The organism is Pseudoalteromonas ardens, assembly GCF_030125445.1.
GTDB lineage: Bacteria > Pseudomonadota > Gammaproteobacteria > Enterobacterales > Alteromonadaceae > Pseudoalteromonas > Pseudoalteromonas ardens.
Window position 1 is genome coordinate 166,537 of record NZ_JASJUV010000002.1, and the last position, 24,519, is coordinate 191,055.

24 protein-coding genes are annotated in these 24,519 nt (G+C 44.6%); 15 read left to right on the forward strand and 9 right to left on the reverse strand.

Annotated features, from left to right (window positions below; all coding sequences use genetic code 11):
* Positions 1–41: 41 nt before the first annotated feature.
* From QNM19_RS05680 to QNM19_RS05725, 10 genes are all read left to right on the forward strand, one after another.
* Positions 42–929 (forward strand): ABC transporter six-transmembrane domain-containing protein, encoded by an 888-nt coding sequence (locus QNM19_RS05680; RefSeq protein ID WP_049864348.1) that lies wholly within the window; start codon positions 42–44, stop codon positions 927–929.
* The gene (locus tag QNM19_RS05685; RefSeq protein ID WP_049864347.1) at positions 919–2,061 is read left to right on the forward strand and encodes an efflux RND transporter periplasmic adaptor subunit; all 1,143 of its coding nucleotides are present in this window, start codon (positions 919–921) and stop codon (positions 2,059–2,061) included. The genes QNM19_RS05680 and QNM19_RS05685 overlap by 11 nt, the downstream gene beginning before the upstream one ends.
* On the forward strand, positions 2,058–5,150 hold the full coding sequence (locus tag QNM19_RS05690; RefSeq protein ID WP_049864346.1) for an efflux RND transporter permease subunit: 3,093 nt from the start codon (positions 2,058–2,060) through the stop codon (positions 5,148–5,150). Before QNM19_RS05685 ends, QNM19_RS05690 begins: the two co-directional genes overlap by 4 nt.
* Before the next feature lie 54 nt (positions 5,151–5,204).
* Positions 5,205–6,104 (forward strand): AraC family transcriptional regulator, encoded by a 900-nt coding sequence (locus tag QNM19_RS05695; protein ID WP_049864345.1) that lies wholly within the window; start codon positions 5,205–5,207, stop codon positions 6,102–6,104.
* Between the two features lie 22 nt (positions 6,105–6,126).
* Positions 6,127–6,450 (forward strand): gamma-glutamylcyclotransferase family protein, encoded by a 324-nt coding sequence (locus tag QNM19_RS05700; protein WP_049864344.1) that lies wholly within the window; start codon positions 6,127–6,129, stop codon positions 6,448–6,450.
* A gap of 161 nt (positions 6,451–6,611) precedes the next feature.
* Positions 6,612–8,357, forward strand: coding sequence for a PAS domain S-box protein (locus tag QNM19_RS05705; RefSeq protein ID WP_284026461.1), 1,746 nt, complete (start codon positions 6,612–6,614; stop codon positions 8,355–8,357).
* A gap of 272 nt (positions 8,358–8,629) precedes the next feature.
* Positions 8,630–8,797, forward strand: a complete 168-nt coding sequence (locus tag QNM19_RS05710) for a hypothetical protein (protein WP_156202262.1) — start codon at positions 8,630–8,632, stop codon at positions 8,795–8,797.
* A 328-nt stretch (positions 8,798–9,125) separates the two neighbouring features.
* Positions 9,126–9,554 (forward strand): hypothetical protein, encoded by a 429-nt coding sequence (locus tag QNM19_RS05715; RefSeq protein WP_049864343.1) that lies wholly within the window; start codon positions 9,126–9,128, stop codon positions 9,552–9,554.
* Positions 9,555–9,646: 92 nt separating this feature from the next.
* Positions 9,647–10,006 carry a MerR family transcriptional regulator gene (locus QNM19_RS05720; RefSeq protein WP_284026462.1) on the forward strand — a complete coding sequence of 120 codons (360 nt, stop codon included), beginning with the start codon at positions 9,647–9,649 and terminating at the stop codon, positions 10,004–10,006.
* 61 nt (positions 10,007–10,067) lie between these two features.
* The gene (locus QNM19_RS05725) at positions 10,068–10,640 is read left to right on the forward strand and encodes an NAD(P)H-dependent oxidoreductase (protein ID WP_049864342.1); all 573 of its coding nucleotides are present in this window, start codon (positions 10,068–10,070) and stop codon (positions 10,638–10,640) included.
* A 321-nt stretch (positions 10,641–10,961) separates the two neighbouring features.
* Here QNM19_RS05725 and QNM19_RS05730 read toward each other — a convergent pair whose 3' ends face one another.
* Both QNM19_RS05730 and QNM19_RS05735 read right to left on the reverse strand, forming a co-directional pair.
* Positions 10,962–11,357 carry a hypothetical protein gene (locus QNM19_RS05730; protein WP_284026463.1) on the reverse strand — a complete coding sequence of 132 codons (396 nt, stop codon included), beginning with the start codon at positions 11,355–11,357 and terminating at the stop codon, positions 10,962–10,964.
* Positions 11,358–11,514: 157 nt separating this feature from the next.
* Complete coding sequence (locus QNM19_RS05735) at positions 11,515–12,324, reverse strand: fascin domain-containing protein (protein WP_284026464.1); 810 nt, start codon at positions 12,322–12,324, stop codon at positions 11,515–11,517.
* A 276-nt stretch (positions 12,325–12,600) separates the two neighbouring features.
* On the opposite strand from QNM19_RS05735, the gene QNM19_RS05740 reads away from it, so the two are divergent.
* Both QNM19_RS05740 and QNM19_RS05745 read left to right on the forward strand, forming a co-directional pair.
* The gene (locus tag QNM19_RS05740) at positions 12,601–13,464 is read left to right on the forward strand and encodes a hypothetical protein (protein ID WP_284026465.1); all 864 of its coding nucleotides are present in this window, start codon (positions 12,601–12,603) and stop codon (positions 13,462–13,464) included.
* Positions 13,465–14,100: 636 nt separating this feature from the next.
* Positions 14,101–15,552 (forward strand): alkaline phosphatase, encoded by a 1,452-nt coding sequence (locus QNM19_RS05745; protein ID WP_197094396.1) that lies wholly within the window; start codon positions 14,101–14,103, stop codon positions 15,550–15,552.
* 220 nt (positions 15,553–15,772) lie between these two features.
* Here the strand turns inward: QNM19_RS05745 and QNM19_RS05750 are convergent, their stop codons facing one another.
* The 7 genes from QNM19_RS05750 to QNM19_RS05780 form a co-directional block, all read right to left on the reverse strand.
* Entirely contained in the window at positions 15,773–16,114 is a 342-nt protein-coding gene (locus QNM19_RS05750; RefSeq protein ID WP_049866192.1) for a hypothetical protein, read from the reverse strand.
* The gene (locus QNM19_RS05755; protein WP_284026466.1) at positions 16,111–18,162 is read right to left on the reverse strand and encodes a right-handed parallel beta-helix repeat-containing protein; all 2,052 of its coding nucleotides are present in this window, start codon (positions 18,160–18,162) and stop codon (positions 16,111–16,113) included. The genes QNM19_RS05750 and QNM19_RS05755 overlap by 4 nt, the downstream gene beginning before the upstream one ends.
* A gap of 205 nt (positions 18,163–18,367) precedes the next feature.
* Positions 18,368–18,814: a ferric iron uptake transcriptional regulator gene (fur, locus tag QNM19_RS05760; protein ID WP_049866190.1), complete on the reverse strand. Its 447-nt coding sequence runs from the start codon at positions 18,812–18,814 to the stop codon at positions 18,368–18,370.
* A 102-nt stretch (positions 18,815–18,916) separates the two neighbouring features.
* Positions 18,917–19,444: a flavodoxin FldA gene (gene fldA, locus QNM19_RS05765; RefSeq protein WP_010384732.1), complete on the reverse strand. Its 528-nt coding sequence runs from the start codon at positions 19,442–19,444 to the stop codon at positions 18,917–18,919.
* Between the two features lie 14 nt (positions 19,445–19,458).
* Positions 19,459–19,737 carry a LexA regulated protein gene (ybfE, locus tag QNM19_RS05770; protein WP_010384731.1) on the reverse strand — a complete coding sequence of 93 codons (279 nt, stop codon included), beginning with the start codon at positions 19,735–19,737 and terminating at the stop codon, positions 19,459–19,461.
* Positions 19,737–19,958: a DUF2788 domain-containing protein gene (locus tag QNM19_RS05775; protein ID WP_010384730.1), complete on the reverse strand. Its 222-nt coding sequence runs from the start codon at positions 19,956–19,958 to the stop codon at positions 19,737–19,739. Before QNM19_RS05775 ends, ybfE begins: the two co-directional genes overlap by 1 nt.
* 86 nt (positions 19,959–20,044) lie before the next feature.
* A complete protein-coding gene (locus QNM19_RS05780) occupies positions 20,045–20,818 on the reverse strand; it encodes an alpha/beta fold hydrolase (RefSeq protein ID WP_284026467.1) in 774 nt (257 codons plus the stop codon).
* 125 nt (positions 20,819–20,943) lie between these two features.
* Here QNM19_RS05780 and seqA point away from each other — a divergent pair, with 125 nt between their 5' ends.
* The 3 genes from seqA (at position 20,944) to astE (ending at position 24,282) form a co-directional block, all read left to right on the forward strand.
* Positions 20,944–21,486 carry a replication initiation negative regulator SeqA gene (gene seqA / locus QNM19_RS05785; RefSeq protein ID WP_049866480.1) on the forward strand — a complete coding sequence of 181 codons (543 nt, stop codon included), beginning with the start codon at positions 20,944–20,946 and terminating at the stop codon, positions 21,484–21,486.
* Positions 21,487–21,495: 9 nt separating this feature from the next.
* Positions 21,496–23,133 carry a phosphoglucomutase (alpha-D-glucose-1,6-bisphosphate-dependent) gene (gene pgm / locus QNM19_RS05790; RefSeq protein ID WP_284026468.1) on the forward strand — a complete coding sequence of 546 codons (1,638 nt, stop codon included), beginning with the start codon at positions 21,496–21,498 and terminating at the stop codon, positions 23,131–23,133.
* Positions 23,134–23,250: 117 nt separating this feature from the next.
* Positions 23,251–24,282, forward strand: a complete 1,032-nt coding sequence (gene astE / locus QNM19_RS05795) for a succinylglutamate desuccinylase (protein ID WP_049866481.1) — start codon at positions 23,251–23,253, stop codon at positions 24,280–24,282.
* Positions 24,283–24,519: the final 237 nt, after the last annotated feature.

The window sequence follows — 24,519 nt, forward strand, 5'->3', positions numbered from 1 at the left end:
TAACACTGGCCGCAAGTTTTGTAGTACTTGCGGAGCCAGTTGTGAAACTCCTGAATAAAATTTCTTTTGCTGCGATTATTCGCACCAGTCCTTTCAAGATCTTTGTCACCTGGAGTATGGTGATCTTAGAGAACATTCTGTTGATCTTACTCCCTTTGTTTATTGGCTATGCCATCGATGGGGTGCTTGACCAGTCTCTGACGCCTTTGTCCTGGTTCGCCTTAGTGCTGGTGGCATTGGTAGCGATAAGCGTGATCCGTCGCTTCTATGATACCCGTGTATTTGGTGATATTCGGGTCAGACTGGCCGAAATGTTGGCATTTAAATTACGCGCCGCGCCTGTATCGATCAAGGACGCGAGGCTAACCATGTCACGTGAACTCGTCGATTTTCTGGAAAATGATTTACCTGGCGTATTCACGGCTGTGATACAGCTTGTCGCGACTGTGGTTATCCTAGCTTCTTTTCATCTCTATCTAGCATACAGCGTGATACTTGCCGCGGCGTTAATGTGTCTCATCTATGCTTTGTTTCATGATCGTTTCAGTATTTTGAATAGCAAGCTCAATGATCAGCTGGAACAGCAAGTCTGGGTGTTGAGTCACCGACCACTTGGTGCGATCAGTGCGCATTTTGAGCGACTTAAACGATGTGAAATTCGCCTGTCAGATACTGAAGCCTGGGTGTATGGGTTGATCTTTCTAGTGTTGTTTACGGCTGTACTGGGTAATTTATGGATGGTGCAGTTTATCCCTGATATCAGTGTCGGTCAGGTGTTTTCTATTGTGACTTACTCCCTTGAATTCGTAGACACGGCAATCATGCTGCCTGTCACACTACAAACCCTGTCAAGACTGAGCGAGATCAGTAAACGTCTTAATCAGCCGATTGACTCAGTGACCCAGATGGAGGTGATCCATGACGTTTAAAACCCGTTTTCCGGCCATTGTAGCCGCGAGCACACTAACACTGGCCCTGTTAGTTGTTGTGCTTCTGACACCAGAAGAGCCGCAACCAGAGAAGGATGACGAGCACTTCCCCGTGGTATCTGTACTTGAGGTAGAACGCTCTGCTGTCACCCCGGGCTTAACAGTGCAGGCAAGTACTCAGGCGCGCTGGCCAATCGAGTTAAAAGCGACCAGCCGTGCTCGCGTGGATTATCTGGATGTTGAAATGGAACCTGGCCAGTTAGTGCAAAAGGGCAAAGTACTGGCTCAGCTTGATACCCATTTACTTGAAGCTCAATTATATGACGCTCAGAGCACGCTCAAACAGGCAGAGCTTAATTTACAGCGACACTTACATGAACAGTCGGTTGCTAAGACGATGCGAACTGCTGTAAACAGCAGCGCATTTGCCACAATGGAACCCCACATTGCCGCAGCCAGAGCTGAGCTAAAACGTGCGCAACAAAGCCTGTACAGCGCACAGCGACTGCTCGACGATGCTGTTATTGTGGCACCATATGATGGTTTGATCACGCAGCGTCTGGTGAGTCCGGGAGAGTGGGTTGAAGCAGGACAGGCTTTGTTTGAGCTGGTGGCCAGTGACAGCCTGGATGTTCATGTACCTTTGTCGCAGCGAGACTGGAACAGGGTCTTGGATAGCCTCGAAGATGGGCGCATAACCGTGCGTGGTTATACCGGGGGGACGTGGCCGGCATCTGTTCGCTATCTGTCTCCGCTTATCAATGAAACTACGCGTCAGCGCACACTGGTGCTGTCTATACCGGATCCTTATCGACAGGTGGTTCAGCTAAGACCTAATCAACAGGTCACCGTGCGTTTTGAGCTAAAAGCTGAAGACGGTTTATATGAATTGCCATTGAGCGCAGTAGATCCCGATGGCGCAATCTGGATTGTGACAGAGAAGCAAACGTTACGACGGGTAACGGTGACCACTGTAGAAGTCAGAGCAGACACCATGATTGTGTCGCTTAACGAAGCGCTGCCAAATGCCTTTCAACTGGTACGTTATACACTGCCCTCCATGGTGGCAGGGAAACGTGTAGAGCCACATAGCGAGACGGTGCAGATAGCTGACAAACTGGAGGCGCTATGAGCTGGTTAAGTAAATGGTTTATCAATAACCCGGTGGCTGCCAATTTGCTGATGGCAATGGTGATCGCGGGCGGCCTGCTGGCATTCGGTCAGCTTAGGGTGGAATCGTTTCCACAGATTGCGCCGTCCAGTATTAGTATTCAGGTCGCTTATCCGGGTGGCACAGCCAGGCAAATTGATGAAAGTATCACACAGCGTGTTGAAGAGTCCGTCAGTGCTATTGCAGGCATTAAACAAATAACCAGTCAATCACAGGCTGGGTTATCAACTGTGACGGTGCGAAAAAAGCCTGATGCGGATTATGACAAGTTGCTGGAAGACATACGTAATCAGGTGAATACGATTAGCCACTTTCCTGCGCAAGCAGAAAAACCTATAGTAACACGCGATGAATTTACCAATCTGGCAGCGTTTGTCATTGTCTCTGCTCCACGCAGTGACGATGCATTGCAGCAGGTGGCAAGGCAGGTAGAGCTGGCGCTAAAAAAACATCCGGATATTTCCAGTGTCAGCAACTGGGGCGCACGTGAGCCCAGGTTATTTATCGAGCCACAACCTGCTGCCTTGTTGAGATATGGTATGACGATAGAACGGCTAGCCAGTGCGATAACACAGGCGTCGCTTGAAACACGAAGTGGACAACTTAAACATGAGGGAAGCCGCATAACCTTGCGTGGTGATGGCTATATTAATGCGTTGGGCGAATTGAGAAAGTTGCCCGTGATCAACGGGTCTGCTGGTGAGGTTACCCTGGGCGAAATTGCCACTGTGCGCCGTGGCTATGAGCAAAGCGATGCTATCGTGCGTAATAATGGCATGCCAGGTATCGCGTTGATGGTCAGCACCAGTCAGAGCGACAATTTACTGGATGTGAGCGAAGCGATCAGTGACACCCTTGCTGAACTTAAACCTCTGCTGGCAGAGGACATCATCATCACCACCATGGCAGATATGGCCCCTTACATAGAAGAGCAGCTGGAAAGGCTCGGCACGAGTGCCTGGCAGGGGTTACTCATTGTGATCATATTATTGGGCATATTTCTGAATCTCAGGCTGGCGTTCTGGGTAGCGGCCGGTATCCCGGTCGCTATTTGTGGCACCTTGTATGGCATGCAGCTGCTTGACTACAGCCTGAACGATATTACTTTGTTTGGATTCATTCTCGTATTGGGTATTTTGGTAGACGATGCAGTTGTGGTAGGTGAAGCGATTGATGAACACCAAAATCGCAATTCGAATTACAAGCAAGCGGCATACACAGGAGTTGAATCTGTCACAGTGGCAACCGTATTTGGTGTGCTGACAAGTATTGCGGCATTTTCACCTATGCTGTGGATCAACAATGATCTGGCGAAGCTGTTCGCTGGCTTTTCAGCGGTTGTGATTCTGGCGCTGTGCTTTTCATTGGTTGAGAGTAAATTTATTCTGCCATCTCACCTGGCCGCGATGTCTCGTCAGGGCACCCGCAGCGGACTCATAGCAAGCATTCAGAGCAAGGCACGCTGGGCGCTGAGTCAGTTTATACTTCATATCTACACACCCGCATTGCGCATAAGCCTGAGGCACAAAAGGTCAACCCTGGTGGTTTTTCTATCCGCTTTTATACTGGCTTATGGTTTATGGCTGGGTGGTGCGATACGCAGTACTTTGTTTCCTGAAATTCCGGGTCGATATGTGACCGCCAAAGTAACTTTGGAAGAGGGGGCGCCCTTGGGCTTGCAGGTCCGGGCATTGAGTCAGCTTGAATTGAGTGCAAGAGCCACAGGTCAGGCATTGCAAGCCGAGCATGGCCTGAGCACAAACCCGATGAAGAACATTCTGGCCTGGTCCAATGGTTATGGCGACCTTGAAGTCACTGCTGAACTGACATCGGGAGCATTAAACGCGCTACCTGCAAACACTTTGAGCAATACGTGGCGCAAGCAAGCTGGTAAAATAGAGGGGAATTATGCGCAGCACTTCAGTGCAGCGGAGCCTCCAGCAGGTGGAACTTTCCTGGCTATTTCATCGCCCGATGGGCGCTTAGCTAAGCAGATCAGTGATCAACTCCGTGACAGGCTAACTGCATTACCCGGCGTAAAAGACGCCCGAGATGATTACCAGGCTGCACAACGGCAAATTCGGGTCAGGCTGAATGCATTTGGTCGACAGCTGGGGCTGACGCAGTCACACATAGCTGAACTGGTAGCTAATACCTTGGGTGAGCGCGAAGTACACCGATTACTTTATCAGTCACAGGAATTAAAAGTTGTACTGCGTTTTCCACAGCATGCTGTGCGAACTGAACATGAGTTACTGGATATGCGCGTGATGCTCGATGATGGTCAGAGTGTTGCACTGGGAGATGTTGCTGAACTGAATTATCAGCATGAGCCTCAGATGTTGCAGCGTCGTGATCGTGAACGGGTGATCAATCTATACTGGTCTCAGGATCGGGCTGCAGGATCGCCAGAGCAAACACTGGATCTGTTGCAAAGTGATATTGAAAAACTCACCAGCCAGTTTCCACAAGTGACCGTTAAACCTGCGGGAGAGTATGAGGAAATAGAAGAGGTCAACAAGGGCTTTAAGGCTGCGCTTATACTGACCTTAATGCTCATTTACGTGTTACTGGCAATCCCGCTGAAGTCCTATTGGCAGCCCTTAATTATTATGGCTGTGATCCCATTCGGATTTGCCGGTGCTATTTTTGGCCACGCCATCATGGGCCTGCCAGTTAGCTTGCTGTCTTTGTTTGGCATGATGGCCATGACAGGTATTGTGGTAAATGACGCACTGGTACTGATAACGCGCTTCAACACTGAATACCGTCAGGGCATTACGCCATCCCAGGCATTGCTTAATGCAGGCACCGGTCGTTTTCGGGCGATTTTTCTGACCACTATAACCACAGTGTGTGGCTTGTTACCTTTGTTGTTTGGTACGTCTGAGCAGGTACAGTATTTAAAACCTGCGGCGGTATCTTTGGTGTTCGGAGAACTGTTTGCTACCTTGATCACCTTATTTTTAATTCCGGTGTTGTTAGGCATGTTTCATCGCAAACCTTTGCCCGCAGCGCAATCTGCACATGAGGCAGCCACGCAAAGTTGACTTGGGGCACGGCCTGGGCGATAGTGTTCGCCCCGGAAAAACCTGTGAGCCCGTATGTCAGCAGACAAAGATCCCGCTTTTAATCTGGTGCCAGAAATTGCTTTGCTGGCGCCGCTACCTGAACATATGCGAAAGCGATTTGAGCAAGCATTGTTACTGATGCACGAGCAGTTAGAAGAGGGCTTTAGCTGGCAGCAAATAGCCAAAAAGAGCGCTATTTCATCTTTTCATTTTCATCGCCAGTTTAGCAAACTCTTCAACGAAACACCGGGCCGATACCTGAGTCGGATCCGGCTGCAATATGCGGTTTACTATTTGCTATATCACGAGACGCTGTCTATTACTGACATTGCGCAGTTATGTGGTTTTGCGTCGTCGCAGGCATTGGCTAAAGCGCTTAAGCGCGAGCTGGGAACCACCGCAAAAGCGATCCGCCTGATGGCACAGCAGGCAACGCCTCAACAAACCAAGGTTTTGATGGATAAACTGGCACATCCAGGAGATTCCGGGTCGCTGGAAAAGCAGCTGGCAGAAGCGCTGCCATGTACGCTCGAGTACTGTGAAGCGCGTTACATCAAAGCTGTTCCCAGTGATACCTCTGACTGGGATCAGATCCTGGATCATTATGGGGAGCAGTCAGTAGGCTTGCTGGGTATTACAAAAACGACCGAGCTGGAGAAAAGCTGGTCGGCCATAGAGACTCAGATTGCAAAATCAGTCGAGCCAGGTGAACCCCATGATGCGGTGATTAAAAGCGGTCATTATTTTTGTTGCCGGGCATATCTGTTGTCCGATGTAGCCTATAGTCAGGTACTTCAAACTTTGTTTGAGAAAGCACAGCAGGCAGGATATAACATTGATCCCGAAGGTCATTTCATCGAGTGGATCGAGGGGGTGGATCTGGAGCAATATGGTGGGATCACGATGCAGTTTCAGATCCCCGTTATCGCCTAATCAGATAGTCCAGGAGCAGAAAATGGCGCGTTTATTTGTCTACGGAACATTAGCACCCGGTCGTCCAAACGAGCATATTCTCGCTGGGCTCAAAGGCCAGTGGCAACCTGGCTTTGTCAAAGGCCATTTGCAAAATCAGGGTTGGGGGGCTGAGTTAGGTTATCCGGGCCTGACTTTAGACACGGGCGCGGGGGAAGTATCAGGTTTGGTGTTTTGCTCACCTGAGCTTGATGATCACTGGCAGAGGCTCGATGAATTTGAAGGCGAGCACTACAACCGCGTAATAGCGCAAGTGCGGTTAGACAATGGTGAAATAATATCTGCTTACGTCTATACCTTAGCTTAGTGAGCGGGTAGCCAAATCTGATCAGTCAAGCGTATCAATAATTGACACTTTTCGAAAATTCAGTCTACGTTTAATTAACCGCAGTTTAATGCCTGTGTGATTATTGCGCAGTTTGTTGAGCTTGCGAGCGCGTGCTTTCACCTTTGCTCAGAGGTTAATTGATGATCCAGTCACTCTTCTCTAATAAGTCGGATAACACTCAGGCTATCCTAGATCAGGCTATTGATGCCGTGATCAGTATTAACACCAAAAACAATGTTACGTATATGAACGAAGCAGCGGAAAAGCTGTTTGGCTACAGTAGAACGGAGGTGATTGGGAAAAACGTGAAAATGCTCGTCCCGCGTGAATTTTCAACCAATCACGATCAGTACGTCAATGCTAATCGTAATGGCGGCCCGGACAAAATTGTTGGCACGGCTCGTGACATTCAAATAGAAACCCGCAGTGGTGACAAGAAGTGGTGTAGCCTGTCTTTATCTAAAGTACGTCAGTCTGACGGTATTCATTACACTGCTTTTATTAAAGACATTACGGTGCAAAAAGAGGCTCAGGAGCGCATTGATCAGACGCTTGAGCAGTGTATTGATGCCGTTGTGTCGATTGACCACAATAATATCGTGACTTTTTTTAACCCGGCTGCGGAGCGCTTGTGGGGTTATCAGCGTGACGAAGTCATTGGCCATAATGTGAAAATGTTAGTGCCCAGAGCGATACAGGGAAACCATGACGAAATGGTTAATCGCAATCGCCGCACCGGTGAAGATAAAATCGTTGGTACTTCCCGGGATGTTGAGATTGAACGTAGCGATGGTGAGGTGCTTTGGGCCAATTTGTCGCTATCCAAAGTCAACGTGGCTGGGAAAATTGCCTACACGGCATTTGTTAAGGATATTACCGAAGAAAAAGCACAACGTGATCAGATAGCATTGCTTTCTCTGGTTGCTAATGAAACCGATAACTCTGTGATCATTACCGATTCAAACGGGTTAATTGAATATGTGAATCCCGGCTTTACAAAGCTGTCTGGCTACGAACAGCACGAGGTGTTGGGTAAAAAACCTGGTCATGTTTTACAGGGAAAACATACTTCACCCGATACCAAGAAGCGCATTAAAAAGAATCTGGAACAACGCACCCCGTTTTATGAAGAAATCCTGAATTACACCAAAGAGGGTGAGCCTTATTGGATCAGCCTGGCTATTAACCCGGTATTTGATGAACAGGGCAGCTTGATACGCTTTGTCTCAATTCAGGCGAATGTTGATAGCACTAAACGCGTCGCATTAGAAAATGATGTGCGACTGAAAGCAATTGGTGAGGCAAATATTGTTCTGGAGTTTGATCCACAGGGAGAGCTGACGTTGATCAATCCTATGGGACTCAGTGCACTGGGCGCCACGGATCAGCGAGCAGTACAACAACTGCTTAAAACGCTGTCAAGCTATCTCAGTGATGAACAATGGCAGTCGATACGCACAGGCCAGTTCGTGAAAACACAACTTGCTTTGCCTACCGGCCTAAGCGAAGTACAAATAGACGCTGCAATTTCTCCGGTGTTGGATGAAGATGGCAAGCTCAATAAAATTCTGCTCTATGGTACGGATGTTTCAGAGCGCAACGCAGTCCTTACTGAAACACATCACGCAATGGCACAAGTGCTGTCTAAGATCAGCACCATCATTAATACCATCAACAGCATCTCAGATCAGACTAACTTACTTGCACTGAATGCGGCGATCGAATCAGCCCGAGCCGGTGATGCTGGCAGAGGCTTTGCCGTAGTTGCTGATGAAGTAAGAAGTCTTGCGATGCGAACCACAGAGTCCGCAGGAGAAATTGGTGGCCTGATCGACGAAACTCGCCAGCACGTTGATCAACTGAGCAGTTATATTCAGGCCAAGTGAATAATGGCAGAGAACAGTTAGTGCTGGCAGGACAGACATGTTGATGGAGGTTGTACAGGGAAATGAATTGGAGCGCTGGACAATAGAATTAGCTTGGCCTGTTCTTCAAAAAGAAGTTGAGTCCTTGTTTATAAACTAGGTAATTGGTGTGCCTGAAATATGAAGTTTCCATGAAATATTTTTTCATCTGGGTTTTGTGATTGCTTTTTGAACAAAATAGCAACACACTGGTTGTTACCAATATTGGTGCAATCATGTAAAGGAGAATAACAATGACATTGGTACTCAACAAGAAGAAGGTAAAAAACCTGTCTGAGCAGGCGGTCCTGACAAATGGTAAAACTCGTCAGATTGGCGGCGCTATGTCTGCAACGGGATGCGGTCCTATCTCAGATCCAAACTATTCTTGCCCTGTTTCTGTTAACGGCTATTCTTGCTAATTAAGGGCAACACTAAGGGGTAGGTCTGCATACGGCCTGGCCCTTTACTAATACCTATTTCACTAAATACCTGTTCAATTTGAAGGGGCAAGTGTGACGCTAACTGCGTTATAAGGTATGAGCTCGAAAAATTTCGCCTCGCCTAAATGGATGTAAGTGCCTCAGCGATAGCAGGACGCGAGATCGGTGTTATCGATTCTATTTTCTCGCCTCAAAATAGAACACTAATATTAAGCGAATCGGTATAACACTTCTTCGAGACGCGTATAATTTCAAGAAAACAATATGGAGAAGTAGCTCTGTAGAATCCAGTACAGGAGAAAGAACAATGGACTATAAACATACCCAAATCGGCACCGCTATATTGGCCGTTATGGGCACATCTGCCTTGGTGCTTGCATACAGTGCTATTGTTAAACCCGAAGACAACGCGAATTTTGCCTTTCTGGTTGTTGGCGTTATCGCCATTTTGTTTAGTTCGCTGACTATTAAAATAGGTGAGGGGCAGATCCGTTGGTTTTTCGGCCCGGGTTTTTGGCGTAAATCACTCGATTACACACAAATAGACTCGGCAAAAATTATAAAAACTAAATGGTACAATGGCCTGGGTATTCGCCTGCTATCTACCGGCTGGCTATATAATGTCTCCGGTCTGGACGCCGTAGAACTCAAACTAAAAGATGGGACCACTGTCAGCTTAGGCACCAACGAACCCGAGAAACTGCTCGAAGCGATTAAAAAGGCGCTTGAGAGTTGATGGCATGTTGAGGATGGGCCAAGCCTAGTATTTATTTAAGGATTTAACCTTATTGTGATTATAATTGACGCAGGCGTCGATTTTTCAAGGAAATGGCAGTGTATATAGGTGAAGTGGCAAAGAAAACCGGTTTATCCGTCAAAGCAATCCGATTTTATGAAGAGAAAGATCTGATCATAGCACCGAAGAGAAAAGGGGTGTATCGGGTTTATACCCCAGAACATATTGAGGTGTTGAAACTGATCTCAGAGGCTAAGGACCTGGGGGTAACCTTATCAGAGCTGAAGGGGGTCATTAAATATCACAATGGCAGCGCAAATTGGACTGAGATTAACGCTTTTCTTGTGGTGGTAAAGCAAAGACTTGAAAACGAGTTGCAGGCCATTTCTGAAAAAATAGCCAAGTTAGATATCTGCATAGGCTCAATCAATTCTTGTCAAAAAACAGCTTGACTCTTCCCTTAACGGGAGACTCTAAGATGTTCATTGTTTACCTAAATTGAAGAGGAAAATAATGAAAAAAGTCTTACTGTTGAATGGCAACCCAAAACAAAGTAGTTTTACTCATCATCTGAGTTCTGAGTATCAACATCAAGCTGAAAATTCAGCAATGGTTCGTCGCTTTAATTTATCAGAGATGAATTTTGATCCAAACTTGGCGTCGGGCTACGATGAAGTTCAGGAGCTGGAAGCTTGCCTGAGTGATTTTGTTGAAGCGCTTATTTGGGCCGAACATATTGTAATTTTTACACCTGTCTGGTGGGGCGGGTTGCCTGCAAAACTCAAAGGGTTATTCGATAGGGCGCTCTTACCCGGAATGGCGTTTTCTTATAAAGATGACAGTGCCAGCGTTGTGCAACTGCTGACTGGTAAAACGGCAAGAGTCATATTAACTATGGATGCGCCACAAGAGTTTGCTGAACAACAATCCGGGCCGGTCCTGGAGCAGCTGAGTCTTTATACGCTTGAATTTTGCGGCATTAACAAAGCTGAGGTTACGCTATTTGGCTCAGTTATTCTATCGGATGAAAGTCAACGGAATACGTGGCTCAAAGAGGTACGTTTTCTGGGGGCCAGTATAAGTTAACAATTAGCCGTCTGTCGCAGCAATGCCAGTCAGTTAAACTGATTGGCATATTTATAGGGTATTTCGTTGGCTTTCTCTTTTTTCCTGGAGTCTTTTCTGTCAAATCTTGCGTCCGCTAATGCAAATGGTCGCAGCGTCCCCATTAGCCGTTCATAATACATTGTTACTTTAATGGCACTTAGCGTGGTAACGGCGATACAAAATGCTTTTATGTACTTCATTGAAAGGCCAAAACTCAACCTTACGGTTCTCGTTTTTATGATCCCTTGTTGGCTTTACACAGCTGTCTGAACCAGGATTTCATCTCCACTAAATTTGATTTCAGTTCTTTAATGTTCGCTTTAACCGTATTTTTTCAAATGAAATGCCAACAGTTATAAAGAGCAGTAAGACCCCGATATATGCAGTGCCCAGGTAGAGAGGAGGTAAAGAAAAGTTTCCTAATCGAAAACTTGAAAGTGACATGGCAAAAAGCCCGCTCATTAAAGAACAAATAGTGACATGTGTATAGGATAATCTAAGCGAGAATTTGCCGCAGATAGAAAAAATTGCTGCACAGCCAGATAGTACACAAGTAATGATTGCTTCTGTTCGATGTATGATTGCCATACTTGTTATGTCAGGTGCAAACGGATAGATTGGATTTTCCGGCGCGAGAAATACGCCAATCAATAGTCCCAAAACAGAAAGCGCTTGAAGTAAAACCAGCTTTTTCAATATGTTTTCTCGCGACACAGAGCGCTTCACTATGACATATCTACCTTGGTTGATCAGGCCCTACAAGCTGACATTTTAATGATTACTCTCAAGTGTACCGGATATCATGATAATCGTAGCATGGCTGTTTTTACAGCCATGCGGATTTTTGGTTTGTCTAAAAGTGAATTTTAAACATTTCCCAGGAACATGGGTATGTAGCATTGCAGCCAATCACCGTTGGGTAGACATTTGCGCCAGATCCTCCGTTACCAGCCGCTTGCACGTAATATCCGTTAACAGACTTGAGGGCGACTTTGTCTCCGTTTTGTATCAAAGCGCCAGGGTTGTTTGGTATTTCGATGGTAAACGTTTCCCAAATGGATGCTGCGGTTCTGTTGGCGTTGAGTTCAGCACCTCCACCTTGCTCTGCAACAAAGTAGTAGCCTGAAGTAGTCTGAATATGGACCTGATCGCCACTATTTAAGTCGCCACCGTTGATATCAATCAGATTAAACTGCTCCCAGGGCCCAATAGCCAGACGGTTTGCATTCACCGTGCTACCACCATTACCTTCCGCGACGAAATAGTATTGTCTACCTGTTTCAAAGGATACGTTCGAATAGCTTGTCGGGCCGCAGGGGAGGGTAGTAAAGGTGAGATCTTCACCCTGAATGGTTGTGCGGGGTGGTTTGGGGTCACCTCGAAACCGAAAGTGATACTGTGTGCCGCAATTCAGGTTGGAAATTTGTGCGCTCACAGGACCATTAACACCAGGGGGAATTGCCAGTGCACCACTTCCGTAGCTAGTCGTTTGCCCATAGTCAAAAACCTCACCACTGAGACCGATTGTGGAAGAGGAATATCCGTTCAATTGAGCTGAAGTTTGCGTGATATTACTGGCTGGTTGGGTTAGATACTGGGTTCCGGCATGTGCCAAAAAAGTGCTACTAAATAACGCACACAACATAAATTTTGAGATAGTCATAGCCTGGCTCCTTGTGTGAAAGGCTGTCAGGGATAACAGCCTTGAAAGTTTAGGTGCCGACGCTACAAATACTATTACACTGCCTTACATGGCTAAACATGTATAGAACATGAATTCAGGTCGACTACGCGTATTAGCTTTGTAAATAAAAAGGGGTGTTTGTGGTGCCTGGTAATTGATTGTAAGCAACTGTCATTTAGACTTTTTAACATTTCAAAAAATGTTAGTGTGCACATGTTTTCGGATGACAACTCATAACTAAAAAGGAATATCAGTATGAAAAACAAATTAAATGCACTACTAAAAGTATCATCACTTATCGTGTGTAGCTTTGCAGCCACAGTCTACGCACAGGACAGCTCACCTATGTCTTGCTATTGGCAAGTAGAGAAACAAAACGAGGTCGGTACTTGGAAAAACCAGGTATGTACAAACCCTGTAGATGCGAATTTACCGGATGTATTAGTCGCCAATAGAGTGAATATTCCGAGCTACGGCGTTTGCAGTATAAATTGGCTAGATGGGTACCGAACTGAGCTTAAAGGCACAGTGAAAGTCGAGGGAAATAAGGCTGACTGTTGGGGACATGCTTTGTCTTTTAAGCCGGCGTTAGATACACGAGTAGTCGATGGGTTTGAAGAAAAGCGCCTGGATTGCCGCTGGAGTGATGAGGGAAATAGCGCTCATAAATTAATGTGTGAAGACATTGAAGGACGCGAACTAACTACGCCCATTGCGGCTAAAATGCAAGCTGCCGGTTCTACAGATTGTGTCATGAGCTTTAACGACTTTACGCTCAACTATTTCTCAGGTGGAGTAGCCGTCGTAGACAAGAAGCCCACCCATACTGCCTGTGACGCAGGTCCTGTTTACTTTAGAGCTTACCCGGCTCACCGTATGGTGGACGGATTTGAAGACACCTTGCTGCAATGTACGTGGCGAGATGTTAACGCCAGTGCTCGTATTAAGTCTTGTTCTAACGTAGGTACATCAAATAAAGACGTGACCGTAGCGATTGAAGTGAATGGCAGACTGCAGTCCTTAATAGATACGGTAAATAATCAATTATCCGATGGGGAAATTGTCGAAGACAACACCCTTAACCCTATCTATCCGGCGCTTTACTTTAGAAAATACTAGAGCGGGATGAAAAGTGTAAGTCAAATGGCCGCTGGGTCCGTTTAGGATAATGAAATAGGGCTGTATGGGACACTAGACAATATATTTGCTTAAGAGCCCAGTATTATCTGGGCTCAACATCTATGTAACTCCTCCGAAAACCCTTTTTAAATTGCTACTTCAACATACTTTATATGGGAAGGGTGTGTTGCTCCGCAGATTGCACTTTCCTGTGATCTTTCTTTCTAACCTGCCCGGGTAATAGAGATAAAATCCACCAGTCAGATGAGCTTAATAATTGTGCTAATCAAATGTCGTTACATACCATGCATTTAGCTTTACTACAGTTGGCTCCCGAAAACTCTGCTTAAATACGGCAGGGTGGGACCCGATAAGCAAATATAGAATTATTTGGTGGTGTTATGTTATATAATAACATTTGTTTGTGTGCTAAAAGCACGAAATACATTGATACGACATTGGTATGTCATTTATATGACTACTGAGATCCATTTGAAAAACGAGTACCTGATGATGATGCATACTCTCTTAAGAACAACCCTTGTTACATCTGTAATATTTGCGACTTCCTGTGCTAATCACACCGAGTCTGATCCCAAAACGACAAAAACCGCAGCACCTAAAAATATCATTTTAATGATATCTGATGGTAACGGATTCAATGGCTGGCTGGCCGCTGACTATTATCAAGGCCTGGCTGGTAAGCAAACTTATCAGGTTACGCGCCCGGATGGCACTGCGCCATTGGTCTTTGGGCTTGCTCACAATGCGCTCAATCTGATTGATGCGCAGGGATTGCCATTACCAAAAGGGACAGACGTTGCTAATGCCGCAGGGGCTGTTGCGCAGGGGTATGACCCGACAACTCGCTGGACGCGTTTTGAAAATGCCATGATCAATGATTATACGGCCTCTGGTAGCTATACCTCCTATACTGACAGTGCTGCCGCGGGTACGGCACTGATGAGTGGCCGAAAAACTTCGGTTGGCCGCATCAACATGGACTGGAGCAACAGTGAGCGATTTGAAACCATTGCGCAACTCGCCATGAAAGAGGGCCTGTCCGCAGGGACGGTAACCTCCGTGATGATATCTCATGCGACACCTGCTGCGGCGATAGCGCACAATAGCTCTCGCAATAACTACGCAGATATCTTTAATGAAATGCTGGCATCAGATCTGTCTGTTATTATGGGTGCTGGCCACCCGTTGTATGGTGCGAGTGGGGATATCAAAGCACTTGCTGATGATAACGATTATAAATATGTCGGTGGGGAGCAAACATATACGTCACTTACTAATCAAGATGCTCGCGAGGGTACGTCTTATATCGATTCGCTCGCCGATTTTAAAGCGCTTGCTCAGGGTAAAAATGTCCCTCAACGCGTGATTGGTATTGCTCAGTCGGGCTCTACATTACAGGCCGGAAGAGAAGCTTTACCTGATGACAATACGCCTTCGGGTATGGCGTACAACACCAATGTTCCGGGCTTGGCAACTATGAGTCTGGGAGCGCTGAATGTACTTGAACAAGATCCCGATGGTTTTTTTGTCATGATTGAAGGCGGTGCAGTTGACTGGATGGGTCACGCCAACAACATGCCCAGATTTATAGAAGAGCAGATTGACTTCAATAAGGCGGTTGATGCCGTTATTCAATGGGTAGAAACAAACTCAAGTTGGGATGAAACATTGTTGATCATAACTTCGGACCATGAGTGCGGTGGGATCTGGGGAGAAGGGACCTGGACAAATAGCGCTGGCGGCTATGTGGCAGAAGACAGAAGCAAAGCATCCCTGGAAACAGCACGTTTTCATCCTGAAGAAGATACATTCAATGCGTTTTTTGCCGTTCAGAACCGTGGTAAAGGTAATATTCCCGGTTATCAGTGGGCTTCACGTAATCACACCAATGAGCTAGTACCGTTGTGGGCAATAGGAGCCGGCAGCCAGCGTTTTAATGAGTTTACTCGCACAGATTTAAAAGCAGCGGAACTGTGGGGTGAGCACTATAAGTGGGACGGTAACTACGTTGATAACACAGTTGTGTTTGAAGTGATGGAAGCTGCGCTACTACGCAAGCCATAATTTATATTAGAGTTTCAAAGAAAAAGCCGACACCTGTCGGCCTATTCGATTAAAAAACAACTTTATTAGTTAGCGTATTATTCAATATTTTTACACGCATCTTCGTTGTTGTCCTTACTACGCAAGTAAAGAGAATAGTTGGTTAGCCAGTTTAAAGCGGAGTGAGCATTTAATAGAGACACTAACCAAAATTTAAGGTACCACGCGCGAAATTTATATTTTAGTTTAATGATGGCATCAATCTAAGTTTTTCCGCAGCCACATTGTAGTTACTCACATGACAGTCATAACCCACGGGATAACTTAGACTGATTGGATTATTCGTTGCATAAGCTGTTAGTAGTACTGACAACATACCGTTAACCTCTGGCCGGCTCATTTCTCCAATATAGCGCCATGTCGCAACCCCTGCGTTATTTACTTGAGTTTTAGCTAACAATTTACCATTATTTTCAATTTGAATGTTTTCAACATATAGATTACTACATTCTATGGCTTGAACCGACATGGCTTGAACAGAAAATAGTAAAGAAAGTGCGTATATACGAGGTTTTATTGTCATAATATTCCTATGGGTAAAGTAAAGAATGGGGGGTTATTAGTAGCTGTCCAGCTTCCAGTGTTGCAAACTGCTTTGGTGCGAGTACCAGAAGCTTTGGGCTCTAAATAAATACAGTAGGGTAGTAGATCTTCTAGATCAATCACTGGTTCGTAAAACGTTGCTTTCCAATTTCCATTATAACATACATCTTGTGTATGAGAGCCGAGTGAGCCAGCCTCCCAATACATACAGTATCTTGATAGTGCCTTTAAGTCAGGTGTAGCTCCGTCAAAGCTGGGGTAATTCGCATATTGGGGGCCCATATAACTAATCAAGCGCCTGTCTGAAAAAAAGGTTTCGACACTCAGCTTTTTGCTTTTATCAACAGATAGAGTTGAATTCTCATTACAGTGAAAATCTACTTCTGTAACAAATTTATAAAAATTACTATCCTTAATAGTATGATTTTTCGGGCAAGCCTTTAAGTTTTCATGATCGTAGAATGTATAACTGTTAAACTTTCTGCAATCTGAATTTTTATGGCAAAGCTCAATTTTTTCATTGCTGTTTTTATTTGTCAATATACTTAATGTGCTGTATAGCCAAGCCGGCTGTTCATATTTATATTTATTTTCATTTTCCTTATTATGGAGGTTGTTCATTGGTTTTCTAACATTGCCAAAGAGGTGTGAATCAATAGTATCTTCTAAGATAATACTACCATTGTTGGTGGAAATGTTTCTGAGGAACGTATTATGTGGACCATTTACACCCCAATACTTGTCGGCATGTATGACATTCACCATGTTTCCCTCAAACAAATTGGCATAAGGGAAGAAGCCATGAATTGAAATGTCATTCTTGCCTTGCGCTTCTCTAGAGTAATTATATGCAATAACATTATGATTAGCGCCACGAGATACTATCATTGAGTGTCTGAGCTTTCTAAATACATTGTTATATACTAGGTTACCCGTTGAAGCATCATTAATAAAAACACCATAGCCAAGGCCTTTATCATAACTTCTGGAATCAAGAAAATATGAGTTAGAGACAGCTATGCTCTTGCTATAAGATATTTCAACATGCGCATGCTTTGACATATAGCTATAGATGTTTTTTACCCAGGAGTCAGCCGCATATTTAAAGTAAATATGTTTATTTCCAGCATAAGAGTTTTCACAGACATAGCGGTCTTTGTCGCTCCACTTTTCGCAACCTCTGGTTGACATGATGGATATATTTTCTATGCCGACTTTTCTGATAGCATTAATCTTAAAGTGATTGAAAATGTTACCTTTTTCTTTATTTGGTTTTAGCCTTTTGTTTTCATCAATATAGTTAGAGTAGTATTCATTTCCATCATTCTCATACGGGTCTTTTGATTTGTATTTGCTTTTGAATTCTTCTAATAAAAGTAAACCACCCGAACTCTCTTGTCCTTCATCAGATATTGTTCCAACAACATCATAATGTGATACATGATCTTTTTCGTCTTTGCGCCTAAAGTTCCAAATCATGTTTTCATCTGGTAGTGAATATAAGTTTAGGTTTCCAGCAATACTAGAATCTTCTTCAAGGCTTCCCAACACATTTATGACGGAATTATCTTTGAAAGAAGAGTAGTTTAAATGTGGATCATATAGAAATGTAGTTCGTAGTGTTTTTTTAAAACGTCCTTTTATATCATCTGTATGTATAGGGATACCTCTCAATATGGTATAACTCTTCATGTTTATTGGTGAGTCGAGGATAATTTTTAGAGCCGGAAAATTAATAACAGAAATATTACCTTTTCGACCACAAATTTCAAATTGGTCAGCTATGACGTTGTTGATAATCTTGCTGTTAATCAAATCAGAGCTTAAAAAAGTATAATTACACTCTGGTTTTACATCTATCTCTTCTCCTAAATTGATGAGCCTAGTTGTATTTTCCCACTTACGTTGCATTTCAATAGGAATGTTACTTAATATTGTTGAAGCTTTGCTACCTTGGGCTAGAGCTTCGAAACTTAAGCACAAAACTAAAACAGAAATAAGAGTTGAGCTTAGTTGCTTTGTTATCAACGTTTCTCTTCCTTTTAATATATAAATCAATCTTTGGCCATCTATAAAATAAGAGTGGGGCCTTTAATTTAAGTACTAGCCTTAAGGTATGCCCTATGGTGTTGGTTTATGAATTGAGTTTACAAGCGTGAGTGTCATAGAGGTTGGATAAATCAAGTGCATAAAAAAGGCCGACAATAGTCGGCCTATTTTAAACAGCAATTTATTAGTTACCGTTTTCATCCGCGTAGTTTTTACACGCTTCTTCATCGTTACACTCGCCGTACAAATACAGTGAGTGGTTGGTCAGTTTAATGCCGTTTTCTTTAGCAATTTCTTCCTGACGTCGCTCGATGAGTTCGTCTTCAAACTCGATTACTTTACCACACTTAAGACAAACCAGGTGGTCATGGTGTGTACTGCCTGACAATTCAAATACAGACTTACCACCTTCAAAGTGGTGACGGGTCACAATGCCAGCGTCATCAAACTGGTTTAATACGCGGTAAACGGTAGCAAGACCAATTTCTTCGCCTTTGTCCAGTAGGATTTTGTATACGTCTTCGGCACTGATATGCTGGTTATCAGGACACTGCAAGATCTCTAAGATCTTAATGCGTGGCAGGGTAACCTTTAAACCCGCTTTTTTTAGCTCTAAGTTGTGATCAGTCATTAATCTGTCTCAATTTGTCTAATTTCAGTTACTACATAAGTCTAGCACGACACAGACTTAAAAATAGTGCGCTTGGGATACTTACCCGGGGTTAAAGTGGAATTAGTCTTCCAGCTCGCTTAGGCACATTTCTTCATATACCTGAGCAGACCACTTCTTCACGCGCTCTTCAGTTAACTCTGGCTGACGGTCTTCATCAATACCCAGGCCAACAAAGTGACTATCGTCTACCAGGCCTTTTGATGCTTCAAAGTCATAGCCTTCAGTAGACCAGTTACCAATCACGATTGCACCGCGCTCAGTTACAATGTCGTTTACCATACCCATTGCATCTAAGAAGTACTCGGCATAGTCTTCCTGATCGCCACATCCAAAGATAGCTACTAGTTTACCTTCAAAGCTGATCTCTTCCAGTTCCGGGAAAAAATCATCCCAGTCACATTGAGCTTCACCGTAGTACCAAGTAGGGATACCAAAAAGAAGTAAATCGAATTCTTCGATATCTGCTTTGCTACTCTTGGCAATGTCTTTCACATCGACTAATTTTTTACCCAATTCTTTTTGGATCATTTTTGCAACGTGTTCGGTGTTACCCGTGTCACTGCCGAAAAAAATACCTACGCTTGCCATTAACTACTTACCTTTTATCTATTAATCGCTAATTTTTCTTGCAAAATGGTTTCTATTAGCGCGCTACGACTGATGTTTTGCTCTTCCGCCATATCGCTTAACGCCTGATATAGCTCAGAGGAAATTTTAAACTCAACGCGCTTTAACCCTCTTGCCCTGTCTCTTTTAATCTGATTGCGCTTATTGATCTTTAGCTGCATCTCTCTGGGGAGAGGATTTGTCTTAGGCCGACCAGGGCGCTTTTCATTTTCAAACAAGTCGATAGTGGTTCTATCTAATTCAGACTTGGCCATTAACCAACACCCGCACCTTGCCAAAATACCTGTATCAGGCCCTTGGCGATAAAGCCTGAGCACCCTAAAAATAGCACTAACCAGACTATGTATCGACCAAACTTGGGCACGTCTCCCTTCTTTAGGACGTCCTGAATGGCCATACCTATAAAAAAGAAAATCCCGGCGAGAGCAAAGTAAAGACCAAGGGTTTCAAACTCATTCATAAATTCGTTGATCATCTTTGCACTACTCAAAACATAAACGGCGGCTACTATACCATACCTATAACCGATAAATTAAGTTTGCAGCGAAAAAACTGCGGTAATTATTGAATAAAATCAATAATTGAACGATTGACTGCCTGTGGTTTTTCTGCGTGCAGCCAATGTCCGGCACCTTGGATAATTTTTGCTCTGGCATTGCTAAAGGACTGCATAATGGCGTCTCTATGCTGGGCCTCGATATAATCTGAGTTGTTTCCTTTCAGGAACAGCGTATCACACAAACAAGAATGAGTTGTATTAATATTTGAAATGATCTTATTGTAATTGGCTTCTATGACGCCGAGGTTAAAGCGCCACTCAAGTTGGCCTTGCTCATTTTTAGCCAGGCTCTTAAGCAAAAAGCCACGTACGCCTTGTTCTTCTATATAGGTTTGCATTATGGCATCGGCTTCGGCGCGACTGGCAACCTGAGCCGTTGCAACCGCATTTAAGGCGCGGATAATCGTGTCATGGCGAGGGTGGTAATCTACCGGGGCAATGTCCAGGACAACCAATTTGTTGATTTTACGCTCGTCCAGCATCGCAACTTGCATTGCTACTTTACCACCCATGGAATGACCGACCAGGTGTGCTTGATTAATTTTCAGGTGTTCAAGCAAGTTAAGGACGTCCTGAGCCATACTGGTGTAATCCATCACATCGCTCTTAAACGACTGACCATGATTGCGCAAGTCCAGGTTTATTACAGTGAACGATTCACTTAGTGCGCGGGCTATAATATTCAGGTTCTCCAGCGAGCCAAACAGGCCGTGAAGTAACACAACAGGCTCGGCACTGCCCAATGGCTGTCCCGATAATTTGTAGTTAAGCAACATAATACCTCCGGATACGGCGCATAGTGTGCCAGTGTTGAAAGCAAAATCATAGCCGTAGAGGAATAAGTTAAATTTAGATATAATCCCGTGAAGATGCAGTAGATGTATAAAATGACAGGACAAGCATGAAAAAAATAGAGATAGATGACGAGCTATATCAGTACATTGCCAGTAACACGCAAAGTATTGGTGAAAGCGCTTCCCAGATCCTGCGTCGTTTATTAAACCTGAACTCAGTAGCACAGCCAGCTGAGGAGACCGTACAAGCAGCAGAACCCGCTGCGCAACCAGAAGCCGAACCGCAGCAACCAGTGGTTTCAAATGAAGCTTCAGGTAACGTATTTGATATTCTCAACAAAGAAGAGCTAGCTATGCAAAAAGGCGTAGTAGGGCGCTTTTTGTTTATTCTGGCGGCGTTTCACCGTAGCCACAAAGCAGATTTCCACAAAGTGTTGGAGATCAAAGGGCGAGATCGCATTTATTTTTCGACCAGCAAAGCTGCGCTGCTCGAAAGCGGTAGTAGTACAAACCCGAAAAACATCGCGGACAGTCAGTATTGGGTTATGACAAACTCAAACACGACACGCAAGAAAATGATGTTGCATGAAGTTGCGCTCATACTTGGTTATTCGGCGCAACATGCAGAAACTATCCGAGACTACCTATAAGGAAATGTGATGGCAAATCACCCCAATGCAGGCAAACCAGCACCGTTAAGTCAGCTGGCGAATATTCCCAAACTGGTATCGGCTTACTACTTGAACGAGCCTGATCTTGAGCAAAATCCGGAGCAGTGTGTTGCTTTTGGTACGTCAGGTCACAGAGGCTGTTCGTACAATGTGAAATTCAATGAGTCTCACATTCTGGCCATTACTCAGGCTATCTGTGATTACAGAAAAGCGAACAATATCTTTGGGCCACTGTTTTTAGGCAAAGATACGCATGCTTTATCTGAGGCTGCGTTTAACTCTGCCATCGAAGTACTGGTTGCCAACGAAGTCCATGTTGTTACGCAGGAAAACGACGATTACACCCCAACGCCTGTGATCAGTCACGCTATTGTATGCCATAACCAGACTCATCCACATGAGCTTGCTGACGGTATCGTGGTAACACCTTCACATAATCCACCTGAAGATGGCGGCTTTAAATATAACCCTCCCAATGGTGGTCCAGCCGACACCGATGTAACTAAATGGATTGAAGATCGCGCCAACCAGTTACTGACAGAAGATTTGGTTGAGGTGGAACTGTTTCCGTTTGCTAAAGCGAGTCGCTCAGGTTTTGTAAAATATGTCGATTTGATCACACCTTATGTTGAAGACCTGGCAAATATTGTCGATCTGGATGCGATTGCTAAAGCGGGAGTGCGCATCGGTGTCGATCCTTTAGGTGGTTCTGGCATTAATTTCTGGCCGGTCATTGCCAAACAATATGGGTTGGACTTAACCGTTGTCAACGAGCAGGTTGATCCACGCTTTGCTTTTATGCCGTTGGATAAGGATGGAAAAATCCGTATGGATTGTTCCTCGCCATTTGCAATGGCGAACTTGGTAGAGATCAAAGACGACTATGACATTGGCATTGGTAATGACCCGGATTATGACCGCCATGGCATCGTCACCAAAGACGGACTAATGAACCCAAATCATTTCCTGGCGGTATCCATTGACTATTTGCTTAAACACCGTAACTGGCGCAGTGATATTAAAATCGGTAAGACGTTGGTTTCGAGTGCCATGATCGACAAAGTGGTCAAGGGCAATCAGCGAGAAGTATACGAAGTACCGGTTGGCTTCAAGTGGTTTGTCGAAGGCCTGAGCGAGCAATGGTTGGCATTTGGGGGTGAGGAAAGTGCTGGTGCCTCTTTCTTACGTTTGAATGGTGAGGTCTGGAACACGGATAAAGACGGCTTTATTCTTGGTCTGCTTGCTGCGGAAATTCTGGCTGTAACAGGTAAAACTCCGTCTCAATATTATCGTGAACTTGAAGCACAATACGGCGCACCGGTTTACAAACGGATTGATGCACCTGCAACGTCTGAGCAAAAAGCCAGGCTGAAAGCGCTTAGTCCGCAAGACGTTACGGCAAACACGCTTGCAGGCGATGCAATTACAGATATTTTAACTGAAGCACCGGGCAACAGCGCGGCCATTGGCGGTTTGAAAGTTGTCACTGAATCGGGCTGGTTCGCCGCACGCCCTTCAGGCACAGAAGACATTTATAAAATCTACCTTGAGTCGTTTAAAGGCGAAGCACACCTCGCAGAGCTGGAGCAGGCGGCCAAGGCATTAGTGGATGGCGTGATCCGCTAATTAATATTATAAAACAAGGCCATACATGTGTGATGGCCTTTTTTATACCTACTATCTTAGTTGTGGAAGTCTGACTTCCCGGCTACTCTCATTTCTCTCACAAAAGGTGGTGTTTGTATGTACCTTGATACGTTAAAACAAACTGGAGATTTCCTGACTTTGACTCGTAATAACGAGTTTTCTCTTGCCGCTGAGCAATTTACGCTAAGCAACGGCACTTTGGTTGAAGTAAAAGATACCGGCGTCATCCAGTTTACACCTGCCACTTATGGCGATAAAGACATTGTTCTGTCCAGTGCAGTCCATGGTAATGAAACTGCCCCGATCGAAATATGCGACGCGTTTATTCAGGATGTCATTCTGCAACGAATTGAACTGGCTCATCGTGTATTATTTATATTTGGTAACCCAAAATCCATCAATATTGCCGAGCGTTTTGTCGATGAAAACCTCAATCGACTGTTTAATGGTGCTCACGAAAACCGCACCGATAATCCGGAGCAGATCCGTGCTGCGAAACTCGAAAGCTATGTAAGTGACTTTTTCACCAGCGTGCCAGAAGGGCGCTATCGTTGTCATTATGACCTGCATACCGCAATTCGTGGTTCAAAAAATGAAAAGTTCGCCGTTTATCCATTCTTGCATGGAAAACCCTGGAAGAAATCACAGCTTCAATTCATGTTGGCATGTGGCGTCAACACCATATTAATGATGCGCTCAGCGGCCACGACATTCAGTTATTTTTCGTCATTTCAATTCGGTGCTGATGCCTTTACTGTGGAACTGGGGCAGGTCAAGCCTTTTGGGCAAAATGACATGTCGCGCTTTAGTGCAGTAAAACAAACCTTGAAAGCATTAATTAGTCAAGAAAGTGTTGAATATGATGAATTCAATGCAAGTGACTTCGAATTGTTCCAAGTGCACCGTACGATTAACCGAACTTGCGATGCGTTTTCATTCCCATTCCCTGATTCTGCGGTAAATTTCACCGGTTTTGCAAAAGGTGAGTTGCTTGCAACAGATGGCGATACAACCTATTTTGCGGAGGTTGAGGGTGAAGCAATCATTTTCCCGAATGCCAAAGTTGCGCTGGGTCAACGTGCATTATTAACAGTCGTGCCGCTTGAAGTCGACGAAAACTTTGTATAACCCTTTGTAAGTAAAGCGCTTATCAAAGCGTATCAAAAACTTTCCAGATCAAAATGTGCAAATTAGCGGTTATTCATCTAGGATTAGTTGAATAACCGTTTACGTTAACGTAAAGTGGCAAAAGCTTTAATTTAATTAATTTGCATTTACCGCACTAATTATTCAAATCTCTAATCGCGGATCCGGCCCATTTTTAGCGGCTTTGGCGTTGCAAATTAGTTATGACAACAAGAGAAG

Bases quoted from the DNA above. Each gene is read 5' to 3' on its own strand.
- QNM19_RS05710 (WP_156202262.1), top strand. From the start codon at position 8,630: ATGACATTGGTACTCAACAAGAAGAAGGTAAAAAACCTGTCTGAGCAG.
- QNM19_RS05775 (WP_010384730.1), bottom strand. From the start codon at position 19,958: ATGATCAACGAATTTATGAATGAGTTTGAAACCCTTGGTCTTTACTTT.
- QNM19_RS05750 (WP_049866192.1), bottom strand. From the start codon at position 16,114: ATGACAATAAAACCTCGTATATACGCACTTTCTTTACTATTTTCTGTT.
- QNM19_RS05740 (WP_284026465.1), top strand. From the start codon at position 12,601: ATGAAAAACAAATTAAATGCACTACTAAAAGTATCATCACTTATCGTG.
- QNM19_RS05700 (WP_049864344.1), top strand. From the start codon at position 6,127: ATGGCGCGTTTATTTGTCTACGGAACATTAGCACCCGGTCGTCCAAAC.
- QNM19_RS05695 (WP_049864345.1), top strand. From the start codon at position 5,205: ATGTCAGCAGACAAAGATCCCGCTTTTAATCTGGTGCCAGAAATTGCT.
- pgm (WP_284026468.1), top strand. From the start codon at position 21,496: ATGGCAAATCACCCCAATGCAGGCAAACCAGCACCGTTAAGTCAGCTG.
- QNM19_RS05685 (WP_049864347.1), top strand. From the start codon at position 919: ATGACGTTTAAAACCCGTTTTCCGGCCATTGTAGCCGCGAGCACACTA.
- seqA (WP_049866480.1), top strand. From the start codon at position 20,944: ATGAAAAAAATAGAGATAGATGACGAGCTATATCAGTACATTGCCAGT.
- QNM19_RS05725 (WP_049864342.1), top strand. From the start codon at position 10,068: ATGAAAAAAGTCTTACTGTTGAATGGCAACCCAAAACAAAGTAGTTTT.
- QNM19_RS05745 (WP_197094396.1), top strand. From the start codon at position 14,101: ATGATATCTGATGGTAACGGATTCAATGGCTGGCTGGCCGCTGACTAT.
- ybfE (WP_010384731.1), bottom strand. From the start codon at position 19,737: ATGGCCAAGTCTGAATTAGATAGAACCACTATCGACTTGTTTGAAAAT.
- fur (WP_049866190.1), bottom strand. From the start codon at position 18,814: ATGACTGATCACAACTTAGAGCTAAAAAAAGCGGGTTTAAAGGTTACC.
- QNM19_RS05715 (WP_049864343.1), top strand. From the start codon at position 9,126: ATGGACTATAAACATACCCAAATCGGCACCGCTATATTGGCCGTTATG.
- QNM19_RS05735 (WP_284026464.1), bottom strand. From the start codon at position 12,324: ATGACTATCTCAAAATTTATGTTGTGTGCGTTATTTAGTAGCACTTTT.
- astE (WP_049866481.1), top strand. From the start codon at position 23,251: ATGTACCTTGATACGTTAAAACAAACTGGAGATTTCCTGACTTTGACT.
- fldA (WP_010384732.1), bottom strand. From the start codon at position 19,444: ATGGCAAGCGTAGGTATTTTTTTCGGCAGTGACACGGGTAACACCGAA.
- QNM19_RS05690 (WP_049864346.1), top strand. From the start codon at position 2,058: ATGAGCTGGTTAAGTAAATGGTTTATCAATAACCCGGTGGCTGCCAAT.
- QNM19_RS05720 (WP_284026462.1), top strand. From the start codon at position 9,647: ATGGCAGTGTATATAGGTGAAGTGGCAAAGAAAACCGGTTTATCCGTC.
- QNM19_RS05705 (WP_284026461.1), top strand. From the start codon at position 6,612: ATGATCCAGTCACTCTTCTCTAATAAGTCGGATAACACTCAGGCTATC.
- QNM19_RS05780 (WP_284026467.1), bottom strand. From the start codon at position 20,818: ATGTTGCTTAACTACAAATTATCGGGACAGCCATTGGGCAGTGCCGAG.